Annotated in this window: 24 protein-coding genes; 9 read left to right on the top strand and 15 right to left on the bottom strand. The window is 72.9% G+C overall.

The annotated features are described in order from the left end of the window. The first annotated feature begins 30 nt into the window (after nt 1-30). On the top strand, nt 31-1,260 hold the full coding sequence (locus tag J3R08_RS05375) for an MFS transporter (protein WP_069087529.1): 1,230 nt from the start codon (nt 31-33) through the stop codon (nt 1,258-1,260). Between the two features lie 676 nt (nt 1,261-1,936). Here J3R08_RS05375 and ctaD read toward each other — a convergent pair. Together ctaD and J3R08_RS05365 are read right to left on the bottom strand one after the other, a co-directional pair. After that, nucleotides 1,937-3,694, bottom strand: coding sequence for a cytochrome c oxidase subunit I (ctaD, locus tag J3R08_RS05370; protein ID WP_043326216.1), 1,758 nt, complete (start codon nt 3,692-3,694; stop codon nt 1,937-1,939). Between the two features lie 127 nt (nt 3,695-3,821). Beyond that, entirely contained in the window at nt 3,822-4,928 is a 1,107-nt protein-coding gene (locus J3R08_RS05365) for an FAD-dependent monooxygenase (RefSeq protein WP_064446918.1), read from the bottom strand. A gap of 329 nt (nt 4,929-5,257) precedes the next feature. Between J3R08_RS05365 and J3R08_RS05360 the strand changes: the two genes are divergently transcribed. After that, nucleotides 5,258-6,394, top strand: a complete 1,137-nt coding sequence (locus J3R08_RS05360) for a cellulose binding domain-containing protein (protein WP_064446917.1) — start codon at nt 5,258-5,260, stop codon at nt 6,392-6,394. A gap of 63 nt (nt 6,395-6,457) precedes the next feature. Here the strand turns inward: J3R08_RS05360 and J3R08_RS05355 are convergent, their stop codons facing one another. After that, complete coding sequence (locus tag J3R08_RS05355; RefSeq protein WP_043326222.1) at nt 6,458-7,240, bottom strand: aldo/keto reductase; 783 nt, start codon at nt 7,238-7,240, stop codon at nt 6,458-6,460. A 78-nt stretch (nt 7,241-7,318) separates the two neighbouring features. On the opposite strand from J3R08_RS05355, the gene J3R08_RS05350 reads away from it, so the two are divergent. Both J3R08_RS05350 and J3R08_RS05345 read left to right on the top strand, forming a co-directional pair. After that, on the top strand, nt 7,319-8,353 hold the full coding sequence (locus tag J3R08_RS05350) for a DNA polymerase ligase N-terminal domain-containing protein (RefSeq protein ID WP_064446916.1): 1,035 nt from the start codon (nt 7,319-7,321) through the stop codon (nt 8,351-8,353). An 8-nt stretch (nt 8,354-8,361) separates the two neighbouring features. Further along, a complete protein-coding gene (locus tag J3R08_RS05345; RefSeq protein ID WP_209960235.1) occupies nt 8,362-9,543 on the top strand; it encodes a threonine synthase in 1,182 nt (393 codons plus the stop codon). Between the two features lie 48 nt (nt 9,544-9,591). On the opposite strand, the gene J3R08_RS05340 is transcribed toward J3R08_RS05345, so the two are convergent. Together J3R08_RS05340 and J3R08_RS05335 are read right to left on the bottom strand one after the other, a co-directional pair. After that, nucleotides 9,592-9,984 (bottom strand): cupin domain-containing protein, encoded by a 393-nt coding sequence (locus J3R08_RS05340; protein WP_113971905.1) that lies wholly within the window; start codon nt 9,982-9,984, stop codon nt 9,592-9,594. Nucleotides 9,985-10,234: 250 nt separating this feature from the next. Further along, nucleotides 10,235-10,639 carry a hypothetical protein gene (locus tag J3R08_RS05335; protein ID WP_043326228.1) on the bottom strand — a complete coding sequence of 135 codons (405 nt, stop codon included), beginning with the start codon at nt 10,637-10,639 and terminating at the stop codon, nt 10,235-10,237. Between the two features lie 209 nt (nt 10,640-10,848). On the opposite strand from J3R08_RS05335, the gene J3R08_RS05330 reads away from it, so the two are divergent. Next, the gene (locus J3R08_RS05330) at nt 10,849-11,940 is read left to right on the top strand and encodes a hypothetical protein (RefSeq protein ID WP_209960233.1); all 1,092 of its coding nucleotides are present in this window, start codon (nt 10,849-10,851) and stop codon (nt 11,938-11,940) included. 1 nt (nt 11,941) lies between these two features. Here J3R08_RS05330 and J3R08_RS05325 read toward each other — a convergent pair whose 3' ends face one another. Then, nucleotides 11,942-12,223: an iron-sulfur cluster biosynthesis family protein gene (locus tag J3R08_RS05325; protein ID WP_030501863.1), complete on the bottom strand. Its 282-nt coding sequence runs from the start codon at nt 12,221-12,223 to the stop codon at nt 11,942-11,944. 192 nt (nt 12,224-12,415) lie between these two features. Here J3R08_RS05325 and dacB point away from each other — a divergent pair, with 192 nt between their 5' ends. After that, nucleotides 12,416-13,999 (top strand): D-alanyl-D-alanine carboxypeptidase/D-alanyl-D-alanine-endopeptidase, encoded by a 1,584-nt coding sequence (gene dacB / locus J3R08_RS05320; protein WP_209960231.1) that lies wholly within the window; start codon nt 12,416-12,418, stop codon nt 13,997-13,999. Nucleotides 14,000-14,021: 22 nt separating this feature from the next. Here the strand turns inward: dacB and J3R08_RS05315 are convergent, their stop codons facing one another. The 5 genes from J3R08_RS05315 to J3R08_RS05295 form a co-directional block, all read right to left on the bottom strand. After that, nucleotides 14,022-14,333, bottom strand: coding sequence for a hypothetical protein (locus tag J3R08_RS05315; protein WP_043326231.1), 312 nt, complete (start codon nt 14,331-14,333; stop codon nt 14,022-14,024). An 88-nt stretch (nt 14,334-14,421) separates the two neighbouring features. After that, nucleotides 14,422-15,327: a hypothetical protein gene (locus J3R08_RS05310; protein WP_231915516.1), complete on the bottom strand. Its 906-nt coding sequence runs from the start codon at nt 15,325-15,327 to the stop codon at nt 14,422-14,424. 125 nt (nt 15,328-15,452) lie between these two features. After that, complete coding sequence (locus J3R08_RS05305; protein ID WP_209960229.1) at nt 15,453-17,021, bottom strand: hypothetical protein; 1,569 nt, start codon at nt 17,019-17,021, stop codon at nt 15,453-15,455. A 333-nt stretch (nt 17,022-17,354) separates the two neighbouring features. After that, a complete protein-coding gene (locus J3R08_RS05300; RefSeq protein ID WP_113971908.1) occupies nt 17,355-17,807 on the bottom strand; it encodes a pyridoxamine 5'-phosphate oxidase family protein in 453 nt (150 codons plus the stop codon). Nucleotides 17,808-17,850: 43 nt separating this feature from the next. After that, a complete protein-coding gene (locus tag J3R08_RS05295; protein WP_209960227.1) occupies nt 17,851-18,444 on the bottom strand; it encodes a pentapeptide repeat-containing protein in 594 nt (197 codons plus the stop codon). A gap of 56 nt (nt 18,445-18,500) precedes the next feature. On the opposite strand from J3R08_RS05295, the gene J3R08_RS05290 reads away from it, so the two are divergent. Both J3R08_RS05290 and J3R08_RS05285 read left to right on the top strand, forming a co-directional pair. After that, entirely contained in the window at nt 18,501-19,733 is a 1,233-nt protein-coding gene (locus tag J3R08_RS05290; RefSeq protein ID WP_209960225.1) for a serine hydrolase, read from the top strand. A gap of 54 nt (nt 19,734-19,787) precedes the next feature. Next, nucleotides 19,788-20,429 (top strand): NAD(P)-dependent oxidoreductase, encoded by a 642-nt coding sequence (locus J3R08_RS05285; RefSeq protein WP_043326240.1) that lies wholly within the window; start codon nt 19,788-19,790, stop codon nt 20,427-20,429. A gap of 1 nt (nt 20,430) precedes the next feature. Here J3R08_RS05285 and J3R08_RS05280 read toward each other — a convergent pair whose 3' ends face one another. Together J3R08_RS05280 and J3R08_RS05275 are read right to left on the bottom strand one after the other, a co-directional pair. Continuing rightward, the gene (locus tag J3R08_RS05280) at nt 20,431-20,895 is read right to left on the bottom strand and encodes a PPOX class F420-dependent oxidoreductase (RefSeq protein ID WP_030272926.1); all 465 of its coding nucleotides are present in this window, start codon (nt 20,893-20,895) and stop codon (nt 20,431-20,433) included. 31 nt (nt 20,896-20,926) lie between these two features. Next, nucleotides 20,927-21,568, bottom strand: a complete 642-nt coding sequence (locus tag J3R08_RS05275; protein WP_209960223.1) for a DUF6642 family protein — start codon at nt 21,566-21,568, stop codon at nt 20,927-20,929. Between the two features lie 256 nt (nt 21,569-21,824). On the opposite strand from J3R08_RS05275, the gene J3R08_RS05270 reads away from it, so the two are divergent. Continuing rightward, the gene (locus tag J3R08_RS05270) at nt 21,825-22,604 is read left to right on the top strand and encodes a D-Ala-D-Ala carboxypeptidase family metallohydrolase (protein WP_209960221.1); all 780 of its coding nucleotides are present in this window, start codon (nt 21,825-21,827) and stop codon (nt 22,602-22,604) included. 124 nt (nt 22,605-22,728) lie between these two features. Here the strand turns inward: J3R08_RS05270 and J3R08_RS05265 are convergent, their stop codons facing one another. Beyond that, nucleotides 22,729-23,313 carry a hypothetical protein gene (locus tag J3R08_RS05265; RefSeq protein ID WP_209960219.1) on the bottom strand — a complete coding sequence of 195 codons (585 nt, stop codon included), beginning with the start codon at nt 23,311-23,313 and terminating at the stop codon, nt 22,729-22,731. An 87-nt stretch (nt 23,314-23,400) separates the two neighbouring features. Next, on the bottom strand, nt 23,401-24,825 hold the full coding sequence (locus J3R08_RS05260) for a DUF234 domain-containing protein (RefSeq protein ID WP_280841867.1): 1,425 nt from the start codon (nt 24,823-24,825) through the stop codon (nt 23,401-23,403). Between the last annotated feature and the right edge of the window lie 54 nt (nt 24,826-24,879).

Raw genomic sequence — 24,879 nt, 5'->3', positions numbered from 1 at the left:
CGCTTGCGGGTGTCGTACCCCGGCCCCAGGATGACGCCGGAGGTACGGACCGTCGTGAACCTGAAGCCTTACCGGGAGGCGCTCGCCCTACCCGGTGTCCGATCGTTGCTGCTGGTGTCGGTGCTGGCCCGCGTGCCGCTCACCGCCACCGGGGTGACGCTCACCTTCTACGTGGTGCTCGACCTGGGCCGCGGCTACGGCGCCGCCGGCCTGGTCGGCGCCGCGTCGACCATCGGCGCGGCGGTCGGCGCCCCGCTGCTCGGGCGGCTCATCGACCGCCGGGGACTGCGGCCGGTGCTGGTGCTCACCACCGTCGCCGAGGCGCTGTTCTGGTCCGCCGCGCCCACACTGCCGTACCCGGTGCTGCTGCCGGCCGCGTTCCTCGCCGGGCTGCTCGCGCTGCCGATCTTCTCGATGATCCGCCAGTCGATCGCCGCGCTCGTGCCGGCCGAGAAGCGCCGCCCCGCGTACGCGCTGGACTCGATGGCGATGGAGCTGTCGTTCATGGTCGGCCCGGCGCTCGCCGTCGCCCTGGCCACCGCCGTCACGCCGCGCCTGACGCTGTGGGCGGTCGGCGCCGGGATCGTCGGCTCCGGCATCTGCTTCTGGCTGCTCAACCCGCCGGTGCGGGCCGCCGACGAGCAGACCGGGCCGCAGCGCCCGGTACACCGCCGCGAGTGGCTCACCCCGCGCCTGCTCGCCGTGCTGGCGGTCAGCCTCGCCGCCACCCTCGTGCTCGGCGGCACCGACGTCGCAGTGGTCGCCGTGCTCCGCTCCGGCGGCGAGGTCGGCTGGACCGGCGTCGTGCTCGCCGCCTGGGCGGTCGCCTCGCTGGTGGGTGGCTTCGCGTACGGCGCGGTACGCCGCTCGTTCTCCCCGCTGGCGCTGGTGGCGGTGCTGAGCCTCGCCACCATCCCGGTCGGGCTGGGCGGATCGCACTGGTGGCTGCTCTGTCTCGCGCTGATCCCGGCCGGTGCGCTCTGCGCGCCCACCCTCGCGTCCACCTCCGACGCGGTCAGCCGGCTGGCCCCGCCCTCCGTACGCGGTGTGGCGATGGGGCTGCACGGCTCCGCCGTGACGGTGGGCATCGCGCTCGGCGCGCCGCTGGCCGGCGCGGTGATCGACGCCTCCGCGCCCGCGTGGGGCTTCGCGGTCACCGGCGCGATCGGGGCGCTGGTGGCGCTGGTGGTGCTCCCGATCGAGCTGCGCCACCGCCGCACCCCGATCCCGGACCCCGACCTGGCCCTCGCCTCCCGCTGACCCCTCGGCCGGAGTTCGTGTCTCCGCGAGGCGGAGGGCGAGGCCAGAACGGGGAAGTGGCTGGGTCCAGGTGCCCTTGACACCCCCACTCCCCCGAACATGTGCCTGCGTGACGCCCCCGCCGGCCCGGAACCCCACCCTCCCCGAAGTTGACCAAGGAGTTGGCGTCCCCTCAGGCACCGCAGGACCACACAAACCCCTTGATCACCGGAGCGCCCGAGGCAGGGGCGGAGCCAAAACGGGGAAGTGGCTGGGTCCACGCACCCCGGATACCCCCACTCCCCCGAACTGGTGCCCGCGCGATGTCCCCGGCCCCGAACCCCACCACCCTGCAAGTTGACCAAGGAGTTGGCGTCCCCTCAGGCACCCCAGGACGACACAACCTTGATCACCGGAGCGCCCAAGGCAGAGCGAAGCCAGAACGGGGAAGTGGCTGGGTCCAGGTACCCCGGACACCACCACTTCCCCGAACTGGTGCCGCGCCCCCGCCTCACCCCGCCTCACCCCGTCGATCATGAGGTTGGCAGCGACAAAACGGACACGGACTGCCGTCAACTTCATGATCGACGGGGACGGGCGGATCGGGACAGGCGGGACAGGGCGGGCAGGGAAAAGGGCGGGCGCCGCACCCCCGGTTGGGGAGTGCGGCGCCCGGCTCGACGTGACGGCGCGAAACTCAGCGCTGGTCGAGGTTGCCTGCGGTGTCCTCCTGGTAGCTGGCGCCACCGTTGACCTCGCTGGTCAGCGGCTTGGCACCACCCTCGGGCGGTCCGGCCAGGCTCTGCCCGGCGGCCAGCTCGGGGAACTTCGCGTCGAAGGCCGGCCGCTCGGAGCGGATGCGCGGCATGCGGTCGAAGTTGCGCAGCGGCGGCGGGGAGCTGGTGGCCCACTCGAGCGAGTTGCCGTAGCCCCACGGGTCGTCGACCTCGACGACCGGGCCGGTCTTGTACGACTTCCAGCAGTTCCAGATGAACGGCAGCGTCGAGATACCGGTGATGAACGCGCCGATCGTGGAGATCGTGTTCAGCGTGGTGAAGCCGTCGATGGCCTGGTAGTCGGCGTACCGGCGCGGCATGCCCTCGTTGCCCAGCCAGTGCTGCACCAGGAACGTGGTGTGGAAGCCGATCATGGTGAGCCAGAAGTGGATCTTACCGAGGCGCTCGTCCAGCATCCGGCCGAACATCTTCGGGAACCAGAAGTAGATGCCGGCGAAGACGGCGAACACGATGGTGCCGAAGAGCACGTAGTGGAAGTGCGCCACCACGAAGTACGAGTCGTGCAGGTGGAAGTCGAGCGGCGGGCTGGCCAGCAGCACACCGGTGAGACCACCGAAGAGGAACGTCACCAGGAAGCCGATCGAGAACAGCATCGGCGTCTCGAAGGTGATCTGGCCCCGCCACATGGTGCCGATCCAGTTGAAGAACTTCATACCGGTGGGCACCGCGATCAGGTAGCTCAGGAAGCTGAAGAACGGCAGCAGCACCTGGCCGGTGGCGAACATGTGGTGCGCCCAGACGCTCATCGACAGCGCGGCGATGGCGATGGTGGCGGCCACCAGGCCCTTGTAGCCGAAGATCGGCTTCCGGGAGAACACCGGGATGATCTCGCTGATGATGCCGAAGAACGGCAGCGCGATGATGTACACCTCGGGGTGGCCGAAGAACCAGAACAGGTGCTGCCACAGCATCGGCCCGCCGGTCGCCGGGTCGTACACGTGGGCGCCCATCAGGCGGTCCGCGGCGAGCGCGAACAGCGCGGCGGCCAGCAGCGGGAAGACCAGGATCGCCAGCAGGCTGGTGACCAGCATGTTCCAGGTGAAGATCGGCATCCGGAACATGGTCATGCCGGGCGCGCGCAGGGTCAGGATCGTGGTGATCAGGTTGACCGCGCCGAGGATCGTGCCCAGACCGGAGATGGCCAGGCCGACGACCCACATGTTCGCGCCGACGCCCGGGGCGTGGTCGGCGGTGCTCAGCGGCGTGTACGCGGTCCAGCCGAAGTCGGCCGCGCCGCCGGGGGCGATGAAGCCCGCCGTGGCGAGCGTGCCGCCGAACAGGTAGAGCCAGTACGCGAAGGCGTTGAGCCGCGGGAACGACACGTCCGGCGCGCCGATCTGCAGCGGCACCACGTAGTTCGCGAAGGCGAACACGATCGGCGTCGCGAAGAACAGCAGCATGATCGTGCCGTGCATCGTGAAGAGCTGGTTGTACTGCTCGGGCGACAGGAACTGCAGGCCCGGCCGCGCGAGTTCGGCTCGCATGATCAGGGCCATCAGGCCACCGATCATGAAGAACACGAACGCGGTGACCATGTACATGATCCCGATCTGCTTCGCGTCCGTGGTGCGCAACAGCCGCGCGAGGGCCGACCCCTTGACCGGCTCCCGGACCGGCCAGGGCCGGGTCACGACCGGCTTGGGTGCGACGGTGGTCACGAGTGGCCTCCGGTTCTGGTTGTCCCGCTCGGCGCGCTGGTCATCGGCGCAGCCGTCATCCGCAAGGAGGATAGTCCCCGGTAGGTGGCCCCGCCGCGTGGGGTGGGCGGCTACGATCTCCGGCCGCCTAGAGCGGGCCGGTCAGGAGCCGGTAGTGCTCCCGGAAGATCCGTCCGCCGCGTCCGCGCAGCAACGGGTCGCGCAGCGCCGGCGGCACGTCGCGGGTGCGGTTGCGGTCCCGGGTCCGGTCCCGCACCCAGCGGGTACGCGGGCGGCGGCGACTCTCGTACGCCAGCAGCGCGGCGTCGACGCTGCCGGCGGCGCGCAGCGACTCGGCGAGCACGACGGCGTCCTCCAGCGCCATGGCCGCGCCCTGGGAGAGCGTCGGCGCGGTGGCGTGAGCGGCGTCACCGACGAGCAGCACCCGGCCGTGGAACCACCGCCCCAGCTCGACTTCCTCGGTGCGCTCGACGCACACCGTCTCCAGCGCGTCCAGCACCTCCGGGACGGGGCCGCCGTAGGAGCCGAACAGCTCGCGCAGCCGGGCGAGCGGGTCGGCGGGCAGGTCGGTGCCGGCCTCGTCGGCGTAGCAGTAGAGCCGCCCGGCGCCGAGCGGCACCACCAGGAACCCGGCCCGCTGGCCGAGCAGGGCGGTCCAGTCGGCGATCGGCGGGCCGCCGCGCACGAGGGCCCGGTAGACCACGTGACCGGCGGGGCGGGGCGGCCCGCCGAGCGCGGCGAGCGTGCGTACCGCCGAGCGTGGCCCGTCCGCGCCGACTACCAGGTCGTACTCCGCGCTGGTGCCGTCGGTGAAGCCGACCGCCACGCCTCCGGGCAGCGGGTCGACGGTGCTGACCTCGGCGCCGTGGCGGACCGCGCCGCCGGCGCCGGTGAGCAGCACCCGGTGCAGCTCGGCCCGGGGCAGCGCCCGGCATTCCCCCACTCCGGTCCAGAGCGCGTCGAGGTCGACCTCGCACAGCGGCGCACCGGCGGCGTCGAGGAAGCGCTGCCGGTGGATCACCTGGCCGAGCGGGCGCAGCGGGCCGTCGAGGTCGAGCCGGCGCATCGCCCGGGCCGCGTTGCCCGGCAGGTAGAGGCCGGTGTCTGTCGACTCCGCGGGTGGCAGCCGCTCGGTGACGTCGGGCCGGAATCCCGCCAGGCGAAGCGCCCGGGCGACGGCGAGTCCGGCGATGCCCGCGCCGACGACGAGGACGCGCAGGGGTGAACCACCCATGGTGGGTTACGCCTCCGGAGGGGAACGGCACGCGTTGGAGGCAAGACATTACTCGCCGCAACCAGGCGGCGGAAGTGCCCGCTCGCCCTGGCACGGACCGCCGGTCGGCGGCACACCCCGTCCCACCGGCAGGAATCCCGCCTCCATCTGGGGGAAGGGGTCGGCCGCGGCACTCGGTCGCACCACCGGCCGTACGCGGAGCGTTAACGAGCCCGGCGCATTTGCGCAATGATTTGAGACATGTAAATGTATTCCCTGCACCGTGGGAGCGCTCCCGTCCGTAGCACCGACCGAACCGGCGCCGTCCCCGCGCCGAGCCAAGGAGCATCATGAAGCGTCCACTCAGGGCTCTCGCCGCAGCCGGCCTGCTGGCCGCCGGCACCATCGTCGCCGTAGCGCTCGGCGGCACCGCCTCCGCCGACACGCAGATCTGCGAGCAGTACGGCTCGACCACCATCGGCGGCAAGTACGTGGTGCAGAACAACCGCTGGGGCACCAGCGCCCAGCAGTGCATCAACGTCACCTCCACCGGCTTCTCGATCACCCGGGCGGACGGCTCCGCGCCGACAAACGGGGCGCCGGTCGCCTACCCGTCGATCTTCGTGGGCTGCCACTACACCAACTGCTCGCCCGGCACGAACCTGCCGGTGCAGGTGAAGAACATCAGCAGCGCACCGTCCAGCATCAGCTACAACTACGTCAGCGGCGCGATCTTCAACGCCTCGTACGACATCTGGCTCGACCCGTCGCCGAAGCGGGACGGCGTGAACCAGATGGAGATCATGATCTGGCTCAACCGGCAGGGCTCGATCCAGCCCATCGGCTCCCCGGTCGGCACCGCCAACATCGCGGGCCGGACCTGGGAGGTGTGGCGCGGCAGCAACGGCTCGAACAACGTCATCTCGTACCTGTCGCCGTCGGCCATCCCCAGCTTCAGCTTCGACGCGCTGGCGTTCATCAACGACACCCGTAACCGGGGCGCGATCACGAACGACTGGTACCTGACCAGCATCCAGGCCGGCTTCGAGCCGTGGCAGGGCGGCGTCGGGCTGGCGGTCAACTCGTTCTCGCAGAACGTCAACACCGGCGGCTCCAACCCGCCGCCGACCACGTCGGCGCCGACCACGCCCCCGCCCTCGGGCGGCGCGTCCTGCACCGTCACCTACAAGGCGGCGAACGTGTGGAACAACGGCTTCACCGCCGAGGTGACGGTCAAGAACACCGGCTCCGGCACGATCAACGGCTGGACCCTCAACTACAACCTGCCCTCCGGGCAGACCGTCACCAACGCGTGGAACGCCACCGTCAGCCAGAGCGGCTCCGCGGTGACCGCCCGCGACGCCGGCTACAACGGCACGCTGTCGCCCGGCACGTCGACCACCTTCGGCTACCAGGCGACGCTCAACGGCAGCTACTCGGCACCGAGCAGCTTCACGCTCAACGGCTCCACCTGCGCCCGGGGCTGACCACCGCACACGGGAGGGGGCGCGGTCCGTCGCGGACCGCGCCCCCTCCCCCCCGGGTACGCCTCAGCCGGCGAGCGCGTCGATGTCGCGCATCTCCTCGGCGGTGAGCGAGAACCCGAACACGTCGACGTTGGCCCGGATCCGCTCCGGCGTGACCGACTTCGGGATGACCACGATCTCGTGGTCGATGTGCCAGCGCAGCACCACCTGGGCCGGCGACACGTCGTGCGCCTGGGCGATGCGGACCAGCACCGGGTCGGACAGGTCGCTGGTCTTGAACGGGCTGTACCCCTCCAGCGCCACGCCCCGGTCCCGGTGGGCGGCGTGCGTGTGCCGCTCGTACAGCGAGGGGCTCCAGCGGATCTGGTTGACCGCCGGGGTCTCCTCGGTGGCCTGGATCAGCTCGTCGATCTGCCCGATCGAGTAGTTGCTCACCCCGACCGTGCGCGCCATGTTCTCGTCCCGCGCGGCGAGCATCTCCCGCCACACCGGGATGCTGTCGCCGGGCGCGGACGGCGGCCAGTGCACCAGCCACAGGTCCACGTAGTCGGTGTCCAGGGCGGCCAGGCTCGCCTCGATGGTCTCCCGCTCCCGGCCCACCCGGTCCGGCGGCAGCTTGGTGGTGATGAAGACGTCCTCGCGGCGCAGCCCGCTCTCCTTGACCGCCCGCCCGACCTCCTTCTCGTTGCCGTACATGGTGGCCGTGTCGATGTGCCGGTAGCCGGCGTCGAGCGCGGCGAGCACGGCCTGGAAGCCGGCCTCGCCGGTGGCCTGCCACGTCCCGAAGCCGAGCAGCGGGATCCGGACGTCACCGGCGAGCGGAAGGGTGGGCTGGTCGCTGTCCATGTCCCCCGTTCTACCCCGGTTCGCCGCACACACACCGGCATCCCGGCGCGCACGGCGCGTCTGGGGGAGGATGCGGGGATGGCGGACCGGCTGGACGAGTACCGGCGCAAACGGGACGCCGCGCGTACCCCGGAACCGGTGCCCGAGCGGGCGCCCGGCCGGAAGCGGTCCGCGCGGCGCGCGCCCCGCTTCGTCATTCAGCAGCACCACGCCCGGAGCCTGCACTGGGACCTGCGGCTGGAGCACGACGGCGTGCTCGCCTCCTGGGCGGTGCCGCGCGGCCTGCCCCGCGACCCGGGCCGCAACCACCTCGCCGTGCACACCGAGGACCACCCGATGGAGTACCTGACGTTCCACGGGGAGATTCCCGCCGGGGAGTACGGCGGCGGGCGGATGACAGTGCACGACACCGGCACCTACCGGGCCGAGAAGTGGCGCGACGACGAGGTGATCGTGGTGCTCGACGGCGAGCGCACGAAGGGGCGGTACGTGCTGTTCGCCACCGGCGGGCGGGGCCGGGACTGGATGATCAGGCGCACCGACCCGGCGCCGGAGGGCTGGACGCCGATGCCCGACCTGGTCCGCCCGATGCGGCCCGCCGAGGGTGGGCGGCTGCCGCGCGACGCCGACGCCTGGGGGTACGAGCTGCGCTGGGCGGGCGTGCGCGCGATGGCGTACGTCTCGGGCGGCCGGCTGCGGCTGCTCGACGGCGACGACAACGAGGTCACCGGGTCGTACCCCTGGCTGCGGGCGATGGCCGAGGCGCTGGCCCCGGCCGAGGCGGTGCTGGACGGCGTGCTGGTCCGGATCGACCCGGCCGGGCGGGTCCGGCCGCCGACCCGGCGCGACGGGCAGTTCCTCGCCGTCGACCTGCTCTGGCTGGAGGGCGTGCCGAGCCTGGACGTGCCGTACGCGCAACGCCGTGACCTGCTCGACGGTCTGGCGCTCGCCGGTCCGCACTGGCAGACTCCGCCGTGGTTCCCGGGAGTCGGTGCGGACGCCCTGCGGGCCGCCCGTGAGCAGGGGCTCCCGGGAGTGGTGGCGAAACGCCTCGACTCCCCGTACGAGCCGGGCCGGCGCAGCCGGCACTGGCTGAGCATCGACGCGAGCTGAGGACCACCGTGCACCTGACGCACCTGGAGTGCCCGCGCTGCGGTCGTGACCATCCGGCCGACGTGTTGCAGAACCTGTGCGGCTGCGGCTCACCGCTGCTGGCGCGCTACGACCTCGCCGAGGTGGCCGCCACCGTGGCCCCGGAGCAGTTCGGGCTGCGCCCGGCCGACCTGTGGCGCTACCGGGAGCTGCTGCCGGTGGCCGATCCCCGGTGCGTCACCACGCTCGGCGAGGGCTGGACGCCGATGTGGCGTGCGCCCGCGTACGGCCACGAGATCGGCATCGCGGATCTGCTCGTCAAGGACGAGGGGCTGACCCCGACCGGGTCGTTCAAGGCGCGGGGCGCGTCGGTGGGCGTGAGCCGGGCCCGGGAACTGGGCGTGGAGCACATCGCGATGCCCACGAACGGCAACGCCGGGGCGGCCTGGGCCACGTACGCGGCGCGGGCCGGGATGGGCGCGACGATCGCCATGCCGTTGGCCGCGCCGACCATCTGCCGGGAGGAGTGCCTCGCCGCCGGCGCGGACCTGCGGCTGATCGACGGCCTGATCAACGACGCCGGCCGGGACATCGCCGAGCTGATCGCCGGGTCGGACGGGCGGATCTTCGACGCGGGCACGCTGCGCGAGCCGTACCGCCTCGAAGGCAAGAAGACCATGGGGTACGAGATCGTCGAGCAGCTCGGCTGGCAGGTGCCCGACGTGATCGTCTACCCGACCGGCGGGGGCGTCGGGCTGATCGGCATCCACAAGGCGCTGCACGAGCTGCGCGAGCTGGGCTGGGTCGAGGACCGGCTGCCCCGGCTGGTAGCGGTGCAGTCCACCGGATGCGCGCCGATCGTGCGGGCGTTCGCGGCCGGCGAGGACCGCGTCACCCCGTGGGAGGACGCGCGCACCGTCGCGTTCGGCATCACCGTGCCCGCCCCGCTCGGCGACGAGCTGATCCTGTCCGCGCTGCGGGAGAGCGCCGGCACCGCGATCGCCGTGGACGACGCGGAGATCCTCACCGACCTGCGCGACTTCGCCGCCCGCGAGGGGCTGCTGCTCTGCCCGGAGGGCGCGGCCTGCCTGACCGCCGCCCGGCACCTGCGGGCCGGTGGCTGGATCCGTCCCGGCGAGCGCGTGGTGGTGCTGAACACCGGCGCCGGCCTGAAATACCCCGGCCTGGTGCAAGGAGGGGCCCCTTCTTAACGTCTCCGGTATAGCAGGGGCCCCCGCTTAACACGTGCGCACCGGGCGTCAGGACGTCGGCGGCTCGTCCTCGCCGGCCTCCTCGGCGGCGTCCGCCTCCTCCTTCGTCTTGTGCACCGCGCCGTCGGCGTGCTCCGGCGGGCCGTAGACGGTGTAGAGCACCAGCGGGTTCGGCCCGGTGTTGACGAAGTTGTGCTTCGTGCCGGCCGGGACGACCACGAGGTCGCCGGAGACGACCTCCTTCTTCTCGCCGGCCACCCGGGCCTCGCCGGTGCCGCTGACGAACGTGAGGATCTGGTCGATGCCCTCGTGGACCTCCTCGCCGATCTCGCCGCCCGGCGGAATGGTCATGATGACCAGCTGGGTGCGCTCCCCGGTCCAGAGCACGCGGCGGAAGTCGGGACTCTTCTCGGCGACTGTCGCGATAGTGAAATGCTCCATGGCCCGCTCATACCCCGATCACGCGCCCGCCACGCCGGGAGTCGCAGATGGTGGAATTCCCCACGCCGATCCGGTTTGGATCCCCGGAGAAGGGGCATGTGCTGCCGACAAGACCGGTGCGGGACGGGCCGGTCGAGCCAAGTCCCCGCTGGCGTACCGCCTGTACGGCTGCGGCGGTGGGAGACGGCCGGAGCGCGGCGACGTTACGACCGGAGGTCGTGCGGCGCCGTGCGCTCGTCTGCGCGTCCGGTCAGGCCAGCACGGCCAGGTGGAACGGACGGTCCACGTGCCCGCTCGTGCCGTGCGTCTCGACGAACACGGCGTTCGCGATACCCGAGCGCGGCGCCACGGTGATGACACCCTGCGGGACCAGCCCGTTCGCCGTCGCGGGGCCCACCGATCCGACGTACGCCGCTCCGGCCACGTCCTGGTCGAACGCGACCTGGTACATCCCGGCGGCGAGCCGGGTGGCCGAGGTGGCGCCGAGGCCGCGGACGAGTTTTCCGTCGGCGTCGACCACGGCGAACAGCATCCGTGCGGTGGCCGGCAGCCCGACCGGCGAACACGAGTTGATCTCGGTGTCGGCGCGTGCGGCCTCCCGCATGCTCGGGATCGGCTGGCCGGTGGTTTCCCTCCTACCTCTGCGGCTGGGCATGGTGATCCTCTCTCCCGCCGGTACGCCGGCCGGAGGCGTTCGTGCGCGTTCGGGCGATCGTCGGCGGTCACCCTCGATGATTCCGACGCTATGTCGGCGCACCGCCCGGCAACCAGCCGATGAAGTGTCCGATCACTGACAGCAAACGGCTCTGACCTGCGAAAACGTTCACAACATGACGCAGAGCGATCGGCTGGCTACATTTAAGTATGGTGCAGTCGCCCCGAGGCCCGGTCTACCGCCCGGTGCTGGCCGCGCGGCGCGGTGAGCTGGAGGCGCTGTCCCATCTCGACGGAGCCTCCACCCCGCTGCTCGCACCGGTTCTCGACGTCGCGGCGGACGCACCGTCCATCAAGGACTCGCTGGCTCGACTGCCGGACGGGCTGCTGCCCGCCGTCGACGTGTCGGCGCTTCCGGACACCCCGGAACACGATCCGGTCCGTTGGGGCGTACCGCTGGCGCCGGTCATCGGCCTGACGGACAGCGACCGGCGGCTGGCCGCGCACGGCGCGGCGGCACGGGCCTGGGCGCGCCACGCGGTCGTCCGGTTGCGCACCGGCCCGGACCGAAGCGGGCCGGACGCCGCGACGGCCGCCGCGGAGCGGGTGTGGCGGCTGACCGGCCTGATGCCGGAGCAGTGCGACCTGCTGCTCGACGCGGAGGACGTGTGCTGCACCGCGGACGTCCGGCTGGCCGAGCCACGGGTGCGGCGCGCGGCGGAATGGGCCCGGCGGCACGCCTGGCGCTCGGTGACGGTGGCGGCCGGCGGGATGCCGCCGGCCCTGTCCCGGCTTCCGGTGGACGAGCCGGTCCGGCTGGACCGGTACGACTGGTCGCTCTGGCAGCGCCTGGCCGACCTGGACCTCGGGTACGGCGACTACGGCGTGAGCTGCGCGGTACGCGGCGCGGACGAGCCGGTCGACCGGGTTCCCACGCTGCGCTGGGCAACCGACGACGCGTGGTGGGTCTACCGCTGGTCGCGGCGCGGCGGGCGGGGCGACGAGCGCTTCGCCGACCTGTGCCGCACGGTGACCGCCGCCGCGCACTGGCCGGCAGCCGGGGCCGGCTTCTCCTGGGGCGACCACGAGATCGTCCGGCGGGCCCGGCGCGGCGCGGGCGCAGGTTCCCCGGCCAACTGGATCGCGTGGAGCACCTCCCACCACCTGGCGCAGGTGCTGGCCGCACTGATCCGACCGGAACGGGACCAGCGCGGCCGGGCGTGGTGGGCCGACCCGGACGTCCCGGAACGGGGACGTACCGGCCGCTCGCCGCGCGGCGGGGAGTCCCGCCGCGCCGGCTGACTCACTCCTTCTCGGTGAACCCGAACTGCACCACGCCCTCGTCGTCGACGACCGCGTCCACCGAGGTGTCGTTCAGCAGTTCGGCGGCGTCGGAGTCGAGGAAGATGCGCGCCCCCTCGGTGTCCACCACCTGGTCGCCCCGCACCGGCTCCGGCACCAGTTCGATGGAGAGCGAACCGGCCTCGGTGTCGGCGGCGATGCGCAGCCCACCGGCGTCGGCCACGTCCTGCTGGGCGGCGAGGTCACGGATCACCAGGACGGCGTTGTCGGTCATGGTCAGCATCGCTGAACTCCTCATGGCTGGATGTCGGGATTCGCGCGGGCGACAAGGCCCACGTACAGGTCTTTTCCCTCCCTCGGCCCGGCGAATCCCTAGGCTGGGGGCAGAGACGGCGCGGTGCGCGCCACGTCTCCTGGCGATAACCTTTCACACCGGAGTCTTTCCCGCAGGAAATCTCCATGGCAGCATCGGCACATGCATCGTCGCCTATTCCCCCGGGCGCTCGCGGTGCTGGTGCTGGTCGCCACCGCGGCCACCGCCGGCGCCACCACCGCCACTGCCGAAGCGCCCACCCCCGCGCAGACCCGGCTGCACGCCACCATCGACGCCGTCCTCGCCGACAGCCGGCTCGACGGCGCGCAGGCGGGCGTGGTCGTCGTCGACACCACCACCGGCCGCACGCTGTACGACCGCAACGGGACGCGACGGCTCATCCCGGCCTCCAACACCAAGCTGTTCACCTCCGCGGCGGCGATGGAACTGCTCGGACCGGGCCACCGGTTCACCACCGACGTGAGCGCCGACGGGCCGCGCCACGCCGGCATGCTCTCCGGCGACCTCTACCTGCGCGGCGGAGGCGACCCCACCATCCTCGCCGCCGACTACGACCGGCTCGCCGCGCAGGTCGCCGCGACCGGCGTACGGGTCGTCGCGGGCAACCTGGTCGCCGACGACACCCGGTACGACCGCGACCGGCTCGGCCCGGACTGGACCTGGGACGACGAGCCCTACTACTACGCCGCCCAGGTGTCCGCGCTCACCGTGGCCCCGGACACCGACTACGACGCCGGCACGGTGATCGTCCACGCCGCGCCGGGAACGCGGGCGGGCGCCCGACCGAAGATCACCATGACTCCGGACAACGGCTGGCTGCGCATCGAGAACCGGGCCGAGACGGTGACCGAGGGCGAGAGCACCATCTCGTTCGAGCGCGAGCACGGCGGCAACACAGTGGTGGTCACCGGCCAGATCGCGCTCGGCCAGGCCACCGAGAGCGACTGGGTGACGGTCTGGGAACCGACCGGGTACGCGGCCGACGTGTTCCGGTCCGCGCTGCGCCGCCACGGCGTACGGGTGCTCGGGCGGACCGTGCTCGGCGCCGCCACCCCGGACACGGCCAAGCCGCTGGCCCGGCACGACTCGATGCCGCTGACCGACCTCATGGCGCCGTTCCTCAAGCTCTCCAACAACGGCCACGCCGAAGTGCTCACCAAGGAACTCGGCCGGCAGCTCTCCGGCTCCGGCACCTGGGCCGCCGGGCTCTCCGCGATCAGCGGGTACGTGGGCGACACCGGGGTGGACACCGGCACGCTGCGCCAACGTGACGGCTCCGGCCTGTCCCGGCGCAACCTCGTCCCGCCGGGACAGTTCGTCACGCTGCTCTCGGCGGTCCGCGCCGAACCGTGGTTCGACACCTGGTACGCCGCGCTGCCGGTGGCCGGCAACCCGAACCGGCTCGTCGGCGGGACGCTGCGCAGCCGGATGAGCGGCACCGCCGCCGCGAACAACGTGCACGCCAAGACCGGCAGCCTGACCGGCGCGTCAGCGCTCTCCGGCTACGTCACGAGTGCGGACGGCCGGCTGCTGGCGTTCTCGATCGTGCTGAACAACTACCTGACCTCGTCGGTGAAGGGGCTGGAGGATCAGATCGCGATCGCCCTGGCCGCGTACACCGAGAGGGAGACGGCCACCGCCCGGCGTACCGTGCCGGCCGCGCCGGAGTCACCGCGCGTACCGGAGGGACGGGAGTGCTCCTGGGTCAAACCGGCGCTCTGCTGACCGGCGCCGTACCGCCCCGGTGCTAGGCGCCGGGGCGGCGCGGCTGCGGGCCGGCGGCGGGGTCACCCCGCTCGACGAGCGCGTCGATCTCGGCCGGTGGGAGCCCGCGCAGGGTGAGCACCCGGCGACCCCACCGGTGCAGCCGGCACGGGTGGGGGCTGGCGTCGTTGCGGCAGATGGTCCCGCCCGACCACGTCCGCGGCGCGTGCACCACCACCGCGCGCACCGCGAACTGGACGTCCTCGACCGTCACGTACGGCGGCATCGGGATCTCGCGCAGCACGTCACCGTCGGCGCGGGGGCGGGCGGGGACGACGGGAGCAGGGCCGGTCATCGGTCGTGCCTCCACAGGGGATGGTCGGACGGGAACAACGGAAACCTACGACGCCGTGCCGGGTACGCGACGGACAAACTGTCCCCGCTCAGCGCAGCGCCACCGCCTGGAGGCTGACGTTGCCGCAGTCGCCGAGCGACTCCTCCACCGTCCAGTTCAGCAGCAGCCGCGCGCCACGCTGGGCGCGGAACTTGATCGTGAACTCGGTGGTGAGCGCGGTGTGCGGGTCCTCCATCCGGAGCGTGGTCACCGGTCCGCCGGTGGAGACACGCACGTCGAGGCGGCCACGGGCCATCCAGAGCCCGGCGTACAGACGCACCGTGCGCTGCTGCCCGTCGGCGGCCACCGCCAGATTGAACCCGCTGCCCCGGTGGCAGGCGTACACGCCGGACATGGTGCCGCTCGCCGACGCGACCGGGTTGCCGTCGCGCCAGGCGTACGCCTCGGGGTTGTTGCTGAAGCTCTGCCGCCGCCCCCGGCCGCCCTCGTCGCGGATCTCGCCGGAGCCGCCCCGCTTGCGGACCGTCCGGTCGGCGCCGGTGAGCCCCCAGTGGACCCAGTCGGTGGTGCCCACGGCGGTGAGGTCGACGGTGGCGGGCACCTCGGCGCGGGTCACGGTGACTGTCGGCGGGAGCGCGCTCGTCGGCGACGGCGACGGCGTGGACGGCGTCGGGCTCGGCGACGGTGGCCGCTGCCGGGGACGCAGTCCCGGATTGGCCACCGTGTCGTCGGCCTCGTTCGGCAGCCCGACCCGGCCGGGCGGCGCGGCCGGCAGCCGGGCGTGCTCCTCGCGTGGCGCGTCGTGCCGCTCGACGCCGAGGTAGAGCGCCAGTGCCGCCAGGCAGAGGAACGCGGCCAGCCCTTCCAGCATCAGCCGACGCCGACGGCGCAGCCGCCGCAGCGCGGAGCGGGTACGCGGAAGGCCGTGCCGATGCGAGCCGGGGCCGGTACGCGGACGGTCCTCCTGGCCCACCACACCCTCCACTTCGGTCACGACACCGCCGGATACGACTGGTGCGCGACGGGCTTCACGGTGTCACCGGACGGCTCTTTGCGCCATATGTCGAGTGACGGGCGTTTCCAGTTCGTTACCTGGCGGCCGCTCGCCGGACCGGCCGCTCAGCTTACCGTGACCGCCTGCAGGGCCACCCCGTCGTTCTGCGCGCCGGTGACCGTCAGGGCCTGCCATTTGATCAGCAGCCGCTCCCCCGGGGCCGCCCGGAAGCGGATGACGTACTGGTAGAAGCGGTCGCCCGCGGCGAGGGCGACCTCACGGACGACGGGATCGCCGCCGCTGGACAGCGTCAGGTCGAGCCGCGCGCCGGCCGAGAACGTGCCGACGAACAGCCGGACCGTGCGCAGGTCCCCGCTCCCGGCCACCCCGAGCGTGAAGCTCTTCCCGGCGCCGCGCTGGAAGACACCCGCCCGGGTGCCCTCCTGGCGCGCTGTCGGCGTACCGTCGGTCCACTGGAGATCACAGGCGCCCGCGTTGTGCTCCAGCCGCTCGCCACCCGGATCCTGGATCTCGCCGGTGCCGCCCGCCTTGCGATGGAAGCTGTCCGCGCCGGTACCGCCCCAGTGCCGCCAGTCCCGCGTACCGAGCGCGGTGAGCGACAACGCCCCCGGCAGCGGCGCCAGGTCCACGTCGAGCAGCGGCCCGCCGGGTGACACCGGGTCGGCCGGCGCCTGATCGGGCGCCTGGTCGCCGGGCGCCTGATCGCTCGGCGCCGCCACGGGCGACGTCTCCCGGTTCGACGGTGGCGCGGGTGACCGGCCCGCGTACGCCAGCGCCGCCACCAGCCCGGTCACGGTCACCGCCGCCAGCACGGCGCGCCGGCGCCGACGACGGGCCCGGGCCACAGCGACCCGGGTGGCCGGGGCGTCGGCCGGGGGCCGGGTCGGGCCGAGTGTCAGCCTGGTTCGCGCCGCGTCGCGCAGCCGGACGCCGATCCCGCCCGCCAGATCGCCGATCCGGCCGGCCAGGTCGCCGATCCCGCTGGTCAGGTGGCCGATCCCGCTGGTCATATCGGCGAGGCGCGCCGGGACGCTCTCCCGGGCGGAGTGCCAGCCCGGTCTCGCTTCCGTTTCGGCCACCTGCGGCGGGCCGGGTTCGGCCGGATCGGGAGCGGGCCGGACCGGCGACGGAGCGGACAGGTGCAGTCCGATCGGCGGCGGCCCGACCAGCGGAACCCGGCCGCCGGGCGGGTTCGGACGCGACTCGGGGACGGCCGATGCAGCCGCCCCGGAGACGAGTGGCCTCGGGCCGAGCGAACCCGGAGCGGGCGTGCCGGAGCCGGGCGGACCCGGAGCAGGCGCACCCGGGCTGAGCGGACCCGGAGCGAGCGGCCCCGAAGCGAGCGAGCCCGGGGCAAGCGCGCCCGGGGCGGGCGTGTCGGCCGGGAGCGGGCCGGCGGCCGGAAGGTCGAGAGCCGGCGGTCCGCCGGCGCGCGGAGGCGGCCAGACAGCGGTACCGGGCGGATCCAGGTCGACCGGCGGCACCGGATCGTCCGCGCCGAAAGGTGAGCGTTCGGCGTCCGGGGGCGTCACCGGCCGGGACACGCCGGGGTCGGTGTCCCCGGGCAGGCGGCGTGGACCGGTGGGCCGCGCCGGCGCGTCTGCCGATTCGTCCGGCGCGGGCAGCCAACCCCCGACCCGGATTCCGGTCCGCGCGATGTCGTCCTCAGCCACCGACCCTCCTCGGCCACCGGCGGCGAGCGGCCCGGCCCCGTGGCTCGCCGTAGGGAGGATGACACAGAACGCGATCTTGCAGAAGGCATCCGCCCTCGCAATTCCCACGCACCCCACGCCGCCAACCCGCCCCACGGACCAGATCTTGGAAGATTCAGGTCCCCATAGGAGCCATTTCCTTCCAAGATCTCCCCCGGCCGGGCGCGCCCACCCTCGTCAACCTGTTGATCATGAGGCTGGCGGGGACATTTCGGGCGCGGAATGCCGTCAACTTCATGATCGACGGGAGCGGGGCGGGGGTGGGGCGCCCCGGGGGCGGGATGGTGGGTGGCGTCAGTGGCGGGTGCGGCGGCGCAGGCCCCGGGTGGGGTGCCAGCCCTCGATCAGCAGGTGGTCGGGCGGGTCGCCGACCCGGGTGAGCACCACCTCGGTCAGCTCGATCCGGAAGCTGTGCGAGCCGTCCTCGGCGGGCTGCTCCTCGTGCGCCCGGCCGGCGATCTTCGCGTCCCCGTCCCAGGTGGACGGGTCGTCCGGCGGGGCGTCCTCGGTCGGGCTGTGCAGCGCCACCCGAGGATCGCGGCGCAGGTCGAGCGCCTTGACCGCGCCGGCCATGCTGCCCAGCCGCAGCTGCCCGTCGTCACCGAAGTCGAACTCGGTGCCGCTGATCCGCGGCGAACCGTCCCGCCGCAGCGTCGCCATCGTGCCGTGCTTGCGGACCGCGAAGCGGGCGCGCACCCGCGCCGCGAACTCGGGTTCGGCCGCCACCAGATCGGACCACCATGTCATGCGCCCGATTCTGGCCGGGAAACCTGACAACCCGCGGCAGCTTTCAGCCGACCTGGAAACCGAGCGCCTGGGCCAGCATCACCGCCTGCTCGGCGTCGATCCGCGCGCCGGAACGCTGCACCGCCGTCGGGTCGAGCGCGGACAGGTCGCTGCCGCGCAGGTCGGCCCGGATCAGCTTGGCGGCGTGCAACTGGGCGCCGGAGAGGTCCACGCCGGTCAGCGTCGCGCCGGTGAGGTCGGCGCCGCTCAGGTCGACCTCCCGCATCCGTACGTCGGTGATCCGCGCCCCGCGCAGGTCGGCGCCGGCGAGCGTGACGAAGGACCAGTCGCCCCGGTCGACCCGCAGCGGGCGCAGGTCGCAGCGGTCGAACGTGCTGCCGACCAGCTTGCAGCCGGTGAACTCGGCCTCGAAGAGGTTGCACTTGCTGAACGAGCACCTGGTGAACGCCGAGTCGGTGTGCCGGGAGGCGTTGAACGCCACGTTGCCGAACACGCAGTCGGTGAAGACCGCGCCCCGGCTGACCGCCTCGGTCAGGTCGACGTGGAAGAACTCGCACCGTACGAAGTGCCTGTCGCCCAGCTCCTCGGCGTACCAGTCCTGCTGGCGGTAGGTGACGTCCTCGACCTGCTCGGGCATGCCACCGACCCTAGTGACACTTCCCGGCCGCGGTACCTGCGGGTAGGTTCGCGGTCGTGAGTGTCACCGTGAGCACCGACCCCGGACGTGTCGGCCTCGATCCCGCCCGGCTGGCGCGGATCGACGAGCACTTCGCCCGGTACGTCGACGACGGCCGGCTCGCCGGCTGGCAGATCGTCGTCACCCGCCGGGGCGAGATCGCCCACTCCTCGACGTACGGGCTGCGCGACCGGGAGGCCGGTACGCCGGTCGAGGCGGACACGCTCTGGCGCATCTACTCGATGACCAAGCCGATCACCTCGGTCGCCGCGATGATGCTCTGGGAGGAGGGCCGGCTCGAGCTGAACGACCCGGTCAGCCGCTGGCTGCCGGAGTTCGCCGACGTACGGGTCTACGACCGGGGTTCGGTGCTGAAGCCGTACACGGTGCCGGCGGTCGAGCCGATCCGGATCTGGCACCTGCTCACCCACACGGCTGGCCTGACGTACGGCTTCGCCCAGGTGTCGGTGGTCGACGGCCTGTACCGGGCGGCGGGCTTCGACCTGGGCGTGCCGCCGGGCGCGGACCTGGCGGCGGCGTCGGCCGGGCTGGCCCGGCTGCCGCTGCTGTTCCAGCCGGGCACGAGCTGGAACTACGGCGTCTCCACCGACGTCCTGGGCCGCCTGGTCGAGGTGATCTCCGGGCAGTCGCTCGACGCGTTCTTCGCCGAGCGGATCCTGGCCCCGCTGGGCATGACCGACACCCGCTGGTGGGTGGACGCGGCGGACGCGAAACGCCTGGCCGCGCTCTACGCCCCGCACCCGGCGACCGGTCAGGCGGTACGCGCCGACGGGGTGGGCCGGGCCGCGCTGGCGGAGCCGACGTGGCACTCCGGCGGCGGCGGGCTGCTCTCCACGGCGGCCGACTACCACCGGTTCACCCAGTTCCTGCTGCGTGGCGGCGAGCTGGACGGGGTGCGCCTGCTCGGGCCGCGCACGGTGCGCTTCATGACCCGCAACCACCTGCCCGGCAACCGGGACCTGGCCTCGTTCTCGCCGGAGGGCTTCGCCGAGACGATCCTCGACGGGGTCGGCTTCGGGCTGGGCTTCGCGGTCGTGCTGGACCCGGTGCCGTCGCGGGTGCCGAGCAGCGTCGGCGAGTTCTACTGGGGCGGCCTGGCCAGCACCGCGTTCTGGGTGGACCCGGTGGAGGAGGTCACCGCGCTGCTGTTCACCCAGTTGATGCCGTCCAGCACGTACCCGCTGCGCAGCCAGTTGCGCCAGCTCGTCTACTCGGCGATCGTCGACTGAGCCGGTTCGGCGGAACTCCCGCCGTCCGCCGGCAGGCTGCCTAGCCTGTGAGGCATGAGCGACATCGTCGTGTTCGGCGCCGGCGGGACGGCGGGCTCGCGGATCGCCGCGGAGGCGGTCGAGCGGGGGCACCGGGTGACAGCGGCGGTGCGGCGTCCGGAGGCGGTCGGCTACCTACCCCCAGGCGTACGCACGGTGACCGGCGACGCCACGTCGGCGCGGAGCGTACGCGAACTGGCCGAGGACGCGGATGTGCTGGTGGTGGCCATCGGCGGCGGCGAGCGGGCCCTGTGGCGCGACGCCGCGCGGACGCTGGTCGACACGCTGCGTGAGTTGCCGGACCCACCTCGGGTGATCCACGTCGGCGGTGGCTCGACGCTGCTCACGCCGAAGGGGACCCGGTATCTGGACGAGCCGGACTTCCCGGAGGAGTACCGGGACTCGGCGCACGGTCAGGCCGACGCGCTGGAGTTCTACAGGTCCAGCGCCGACGGGGTGACCTGGACGTACGTCTCCCCGCCGCCGCTGGAGTTCCACCCGGGCGAGCGGACCGGGCACTACCGCACCGGCACCGACCACCCGGTGACCGACGCGCAGGGCCGTTCGGTGCTCACCTACGAGGACCTGGCGGTGGCGATCGTCGACGAGATCGAGGATCCGCGCTTCGGCAACGCCCGGTTCACGGTCGCGTACTGATTCAGTCGGCCAGCCGGGCCGGGAAGCCGCCGGTGGCGATCGGGCCCCAGGACTCGATCGTGACCCGGATCAGCGACTTGCCCTGCGCGACCATGGCCGACCGGTACTCGTCCCAGTCCGGGTGCTCGCCGGAGATGCTGCGGAAGTACTCGACCAGCGGTTCCAGCGCCTCGGGCAGGTCGAGCACCTCGGCCACGCCGTCGACCTGCACCCACGGGCCGTTCCAGTCGTCGGAGAGCACGCACGCGGAGACGCGCGGGTCGCGGCGGATGTTGGCGACCTTGGCACGCTCGGGATAGGTGGAGATCACCAGCCGGCCCTCGGCATCCACCCCGCAGGCCACCGGGGAGGACTGCGGGCGCCCGTCGGAGCGGGTGGTCATGAGCACGACGTGGTGGCGGGGGCGGAGGAACTCGATCAGGGCGTCCCGGTCGACCCGGGTGTTCTTCGCGATGCTGCGTGCCATGCCTCGGTTCTACCAGGCATGTCCGTCGTTCTCAGCGCGGGCGGCCGGCGGACCGCTGCGCGGTGACCTGCTCCGGCACGCGCGGGCGGGCCGAGGGCCGCCAGGCGCGGCCGTTGGCGTAGATCACCCGGAAACCGAGGTACGCGGCCAGCGGCGCCCAGTGCGCCGAGCGCATCCGCAGCTCGGCGGCGTTGTGCCGCTGCCCGTTGGCGAGCACGTCGAGCAGCACCGTCTCGAAGGCGGCCGACTCGACCCAGTCCACCTCGCGGGTGGAGCCGCAGATCAGCGCCGCGCCGGTGACGTCGAGGAACTCGCGCAGCGTGGCGTCGGAGGCACGCAGCACCGAGCAGCTGCCGAAGTAGAGGCGGCGGCCCTCGCAGCGGCCGGCCATCCGCTCGGCCACGTCCGACAGCTCGACCGAGTCCCAGTCGGTGAGGCAGAGCCGACTCGGCTCGCCGTGCATGGCGAAGAAGCCCACCCGGTGGTCGGCGTACTGCTTGAGCAGCCAGCGGTCGACGAAGTAGAACAGCTCGTCGCGGGTGGCCGCGTCCTTGTGGATGTAGCGGATGCGGCCGAGCCGCTCCAGCAGGTCGAGCGTGGGCAGGACGGACCCGCGTTCGTTGAGGTCGCGGTGCCACTGCCCCTCGACGCAGAACACGCCGCCACGCGCCAACGCCCACCTCCCCGCCCGTCGAGGTCGCCGCCCGGTCCGGGAGCAGACGTTACCGGTCACGTCCGACGGGCGACACCCGGCAGCGCGTACGCAAACAGGCAGTATTCACAGCCAATACCCAGCAAACGGGCGATGTGAGAACAATTTCCGCTAATCACCACGAAGAATCCTCGTACCTGTCACGGTGAGAGGGACGGGACGTACCGGTCGATGTGCCCGTCGGATCCCAGTTCCGCTCTGACATCGGGAGGACTCTGTGCGCGTCAACACCCTGAAGCGGGCGGCGGTCGCGTTCGCGCTGGCCCTGCCCGGGGCCGCCGTGGCGACAGTCGTGGCCGCGCCACCGGCGCACGCCGACGGCTGCTACACCTGGAACCGGACGCTGTCCCAGGGAAGCTCCGGCGACGACGTCCGGCAGCTCCAGATCCGGGTGGCCGGCTGGGCCGCGTACGGCGGCATCGTCCGGGTCGACGGCGTGTACGGCCCGGAGACGGCCGCCGCGGTCAAGCGCTTCCAGACCGCGTACGGGCTGCGCGCCGACGGCGTGGCCGGGCCGCAGACGTTCGCCAGGATCTACGACCTGCAGAAGGACAGCGACTGCACGCCGAAGCACTTCAGCTACGCCGAGCTGGACAACGGCTGCGGCAAGGGCGGGTGGGCCGGTGGCCCGCTCTCCGCGTCGGCCACCCGGGAGAACGCGCTGCGCACCATGTGGAAGCTGGAGGCGCTGCGGCGCAGACTCGGCGACAAGCCGCTCTACGTGACCAGCGGGTTCCGCAGCATCGCCTGCAACCGGCAGGTCGGCGGCGCCGCGGACAGCCAGCACCTCTACGGCAACGCGGCCGACCTGATCGCCAAGCACCGCAGCCTCTGCGACATCGCCCGCTCGGCCCGCAGCCGGGGCTTCAGCGGCATCTACGGCCCCGGCTACCCGGACCACGACGACCACACGCACGTCGACTCGCGGCGGGAGAACAACCGGGACAAGTCGTCGAACACGAAGGGCTGGTCCGCACCGGACTGCGGAGTCAAGTGATGCGGTGACGGCGGCCCGGACCGGGGGTGGGGGCTCCCCGTCCGGGCCGCCGTCGGCATGCTCCGGCGCGACCGACGCCACTCCGCGACGAGGCGTCGGCGCGACCGGAACCGGGCGCCGGGCGTCAGCTCGCCCGGGGCCAGCGGGGCCGGGCGGTGGGAGCCGACCGCCCGGCGACCGGCCGCAGACCGGGCCGCACCGGCGGCGCGGCGGCCCGCGGAACCGCACCGCGCGCCGCCTGCGCCGCGGCGGGGCGGGCGGCCTGACCCGGCACCGACCGGGCCGGCTGTCCGGGCACAGGGCGGCCGACCTGACCGGGTACGCCGGGCCGCGCCACCTGACCGGGTACGCCCGGTCGCGCCGTCTGACCGCGGGCGGCCTGCCCGGGGGCGGGACGGGCGCCGGACGGTCCGGTCAGCACGAACGGGAAGGGCACGTGCACGAACGGGTTGCCGTGCCGGATCAGCGCGTCGATCTGGCGGTCGTTGAGACCGTGTGTCTCCAGCACGCGCCGGCCCCAGCGATGCAACCGGCAGGGGAACGACGAACCGTCGTTGCGGCACTTCGGCCCCGCGGGCCACTCCTCGGCGGCGTGCACCACCACCGCCCGGACCGCGAGGCGGACGTCCTCAGGGGTCAACGGCGCCGGTACCGGCACCTCGCCCAGGATCTGGTCGATGGGATCCGTCGACTGCTCACCAACTCGCACGGCAGGCCTCCCGCAGTTCGGCAGCGGTGCGGCGGAACGGCCGCACCACATCCTCGACCACTGGTACGGCCGGATGACGGCAGCAGTTCAATCCCGCCACGCGGCGAGCAGTTCGGCCGGCCCGAGCGCGGTGACTCCGTCGACCGCACGGCCACTGCGCACCACCGCGACGACCGGTGTGTCGTCGTCGGCGCCCGGTAGCTGGGCGCGGTGGTGAAGCAGCCGGGCCAGGTCGTGACCGTCGAACGCGCCGTTCTCCAGCCACTTGACCGAGCCCACGAACGTGATCCGCTTGGCCACCGGGCTCCGATCGCCGCCGACCAGGTCGATCTCGGGATCGTTGGCACGCGTCCAGTACCCGCCCACCTCCGCCGTCCCGGACGGCAGGCTCCCCGGCGGCAGCCGCCGCAGGGACTCCCGGATCACCGGCTCGACCGCACGCCCTCGCCATGAGGTCCAGGACGAATGGATGCGGGCGAGCGTCAGATCCCCTCTGCCGCGCTCGATCTCGGCGAGGTAGGGGTCGAGGAAGGCGAGCCAGAAGCGGAGATACGGATCGGCGACCACGTAGCGGGTCTCGCGCGACGGACGGGTGGACAGCGGGAGGGCGGCCTCCACGACCCGCTTGTCGGTCAGCAGTCGGAGCGCGCGGTGCAGCGACGCCTGCGGGATTCCGCCGGCCGCCCGCGCGATGGAGGAGGAGGTGCGCTCCCCGGAGCCGATGGCGCGCAGCACCACGCCCGGCTGGGACTGCGGCGGAAACTCGGCAGCGAGGGCCCGTTCCCCGCTGACGAGCAGCGCGGAAGTGGGGTCCGGGACGGCCTGGGCGAGGTAGTCGCGCACGGTCTCGCCGGGGGTCCAGTCGTCGAGGACGAGCGGCAGGCCACCGGTGACGAGGTACGCGTCGATGGCATCCGCCGGCGGCAACTGGAGCATCTCGGCCACGTCGCCGGGGCTCAGGGGCGGCACGACCATCTCGGTCGCGCGCTGGTGGAACGGGCGGCCGTAGTCGTTGAGCGCCTCCATCATCGCCAGGTCCGAGCCGACGCAGATCAGCAGGACCGGCCGACGGGACAGCTCCCGGTCGAAGACCTTCTGGAGGGTGCCCTCGAAGCCGGGATCGGTGGCGATGAGGTAGGGCATCTCGTCGAGCACGACGACGCTGGGCTGATCCGTGGGCAGCGCGGCGGCGAGGAGGGTGAGAGCCGCGTCCCAGGTGGCCGGCGCCTGTCCGGCGAACAGACCCGCTCCAGGGAGCGTCGAGCCGGCCGCCGCTTCGACGAAGAGCCGCAGGTCGGCGGCGGGGGTGGGTTGCGCCGAGGCGGTGAAGAAGAGGTGGGGTACGCCCGCGCGCTCGACGAACTCCTCAACGAGGCGGGACTTACCCACCCGTCGGCGTCCACGCATGAGCAGCGCCCGTCCCGGGCGCCCCGCCCGGCCGCCGCGTTCGACGCGCGCCAACATGCCGTCGAGCCGGGCCAGCTCCCTCGTCCTGCCGACGAAACCGGCCACGTCATCACCTCATACTCTCAGGACGGATACTCTCATCTCTGATAGTATCCCGAA

The organism is Micromonospora sp. HB375, assembly GCF_017872985.1.
GTDB lineage: Bacteria > Actinomycetota > Actinomycetes > Mycobacteriales > Micromonosporaceae > Micromonospora > Micromonospora chalcea.
This window is presented reverse-complemented; position numbering and strand designations above follow the sequence as displayed.

Coding starts and splice junctions, on each gene's coding strand:
- J3R08_RS05375 (WP_069087529.1), top strand. CDS start 31: ATGACGCCGGAGGTACGGACCGTCGTGAACCTGAAGCCTTACCGGGAG.
- J3R08_RS05365 (WP_064446918.1), bottom strand. CDS start 4,928: ATGGGTGGTTCACCCCTGCGCGTCCTCGTCGTCGGCGCGGGCATCGCC.
- J3R08_RS05360 (WP_064446917.1), top strand. CDS start 5,258: ATGAAGCGTCCACTCAGGGCTCTCGCCGCAGCCGGCCTGCTGGCCGCC.
- J3R08_RS05355 (WP_043326222.1), bottom strand. CDS start 7,240: ATGGACAGCGACCAGCCCACCCTTCCGCTCGCCGGTGACGTCCGGATC.
- J3R08_RS05350 (WP_064446916.1), top strand. CDS start 7,319: ATGGCGGACCGGCTGGACGAGTACCGGCGCAAACGGGACGCCGCGCGT.
- J3R08_RS05340 (WP_113971905.1), bottom strand. CDS start 9,984: ATGGAGCATTTCACTATCGCGACAGTCGCCGAGAAGAGTCCCGACTTC.
- J3R08_RS05335 (WP_043326228.1), bottom strand. CDS start 10,639: ATGCCCAGCCGCAGAGGTAGGAGGGAAACCACCGGCCAGCCGATCCCG.
- J3R08_RS05330 (WP_209960233.1), top strand. CDS start 10,849: ATGGTGCAGTCGCCCCGAGGCCCGGTCTACCGCCCGGTGCTGGCCGCG.
- J3R08_RS05325 (WP_030501863.1), bottom strand. CDS start 12,223: ATGCTGACCATGACCGACAACGCCGTCCTGGTGATCCGTGACCTCGCC.
- dacB (WP_209960231.1), top strand. CDS start 12,416: ATGCATCGTCGCCTATTCCCCCGGGCGCTCGCGGTGCTGGTGCTGGTC.
- J3R08_RS05315 (WP_043326231.1), bottom strand. CDS start 14,333: ATGACCGGCCCTGCTCCCGTCGTCCCCGCCCGCCCCCGCGCCGACGGT.
- J3R08_RS05300 (WP_113971908.1), bottom strand. CDS start 17,807: ATGACATGGTGGTCCGATCTGGTGGCGGCCGAACCCGAGTTCGCGGCG.
- J3R08_RS05295 (WP_209960227.1), bottom strand. CDS start 18,444: ATGCCCGAGCAGGTCGAGGACGTCACCTACCGCCAGCAGGACTGGTAC.
- J3R08_RS05285 (WP_043326240.1), top strand. CDS start 19,788: ATGAGCGACATCGTCGTGTTCGGCGCCGGCGGGACGGCGGGCTCGCGG.
- J3R08_RS05280 (WP_030272926.1), bottom strand. CDS start 20,895: ATGGCACGCAGCATCGCGAAGAACACCCGGGTCGACCGGGACGCCCTG.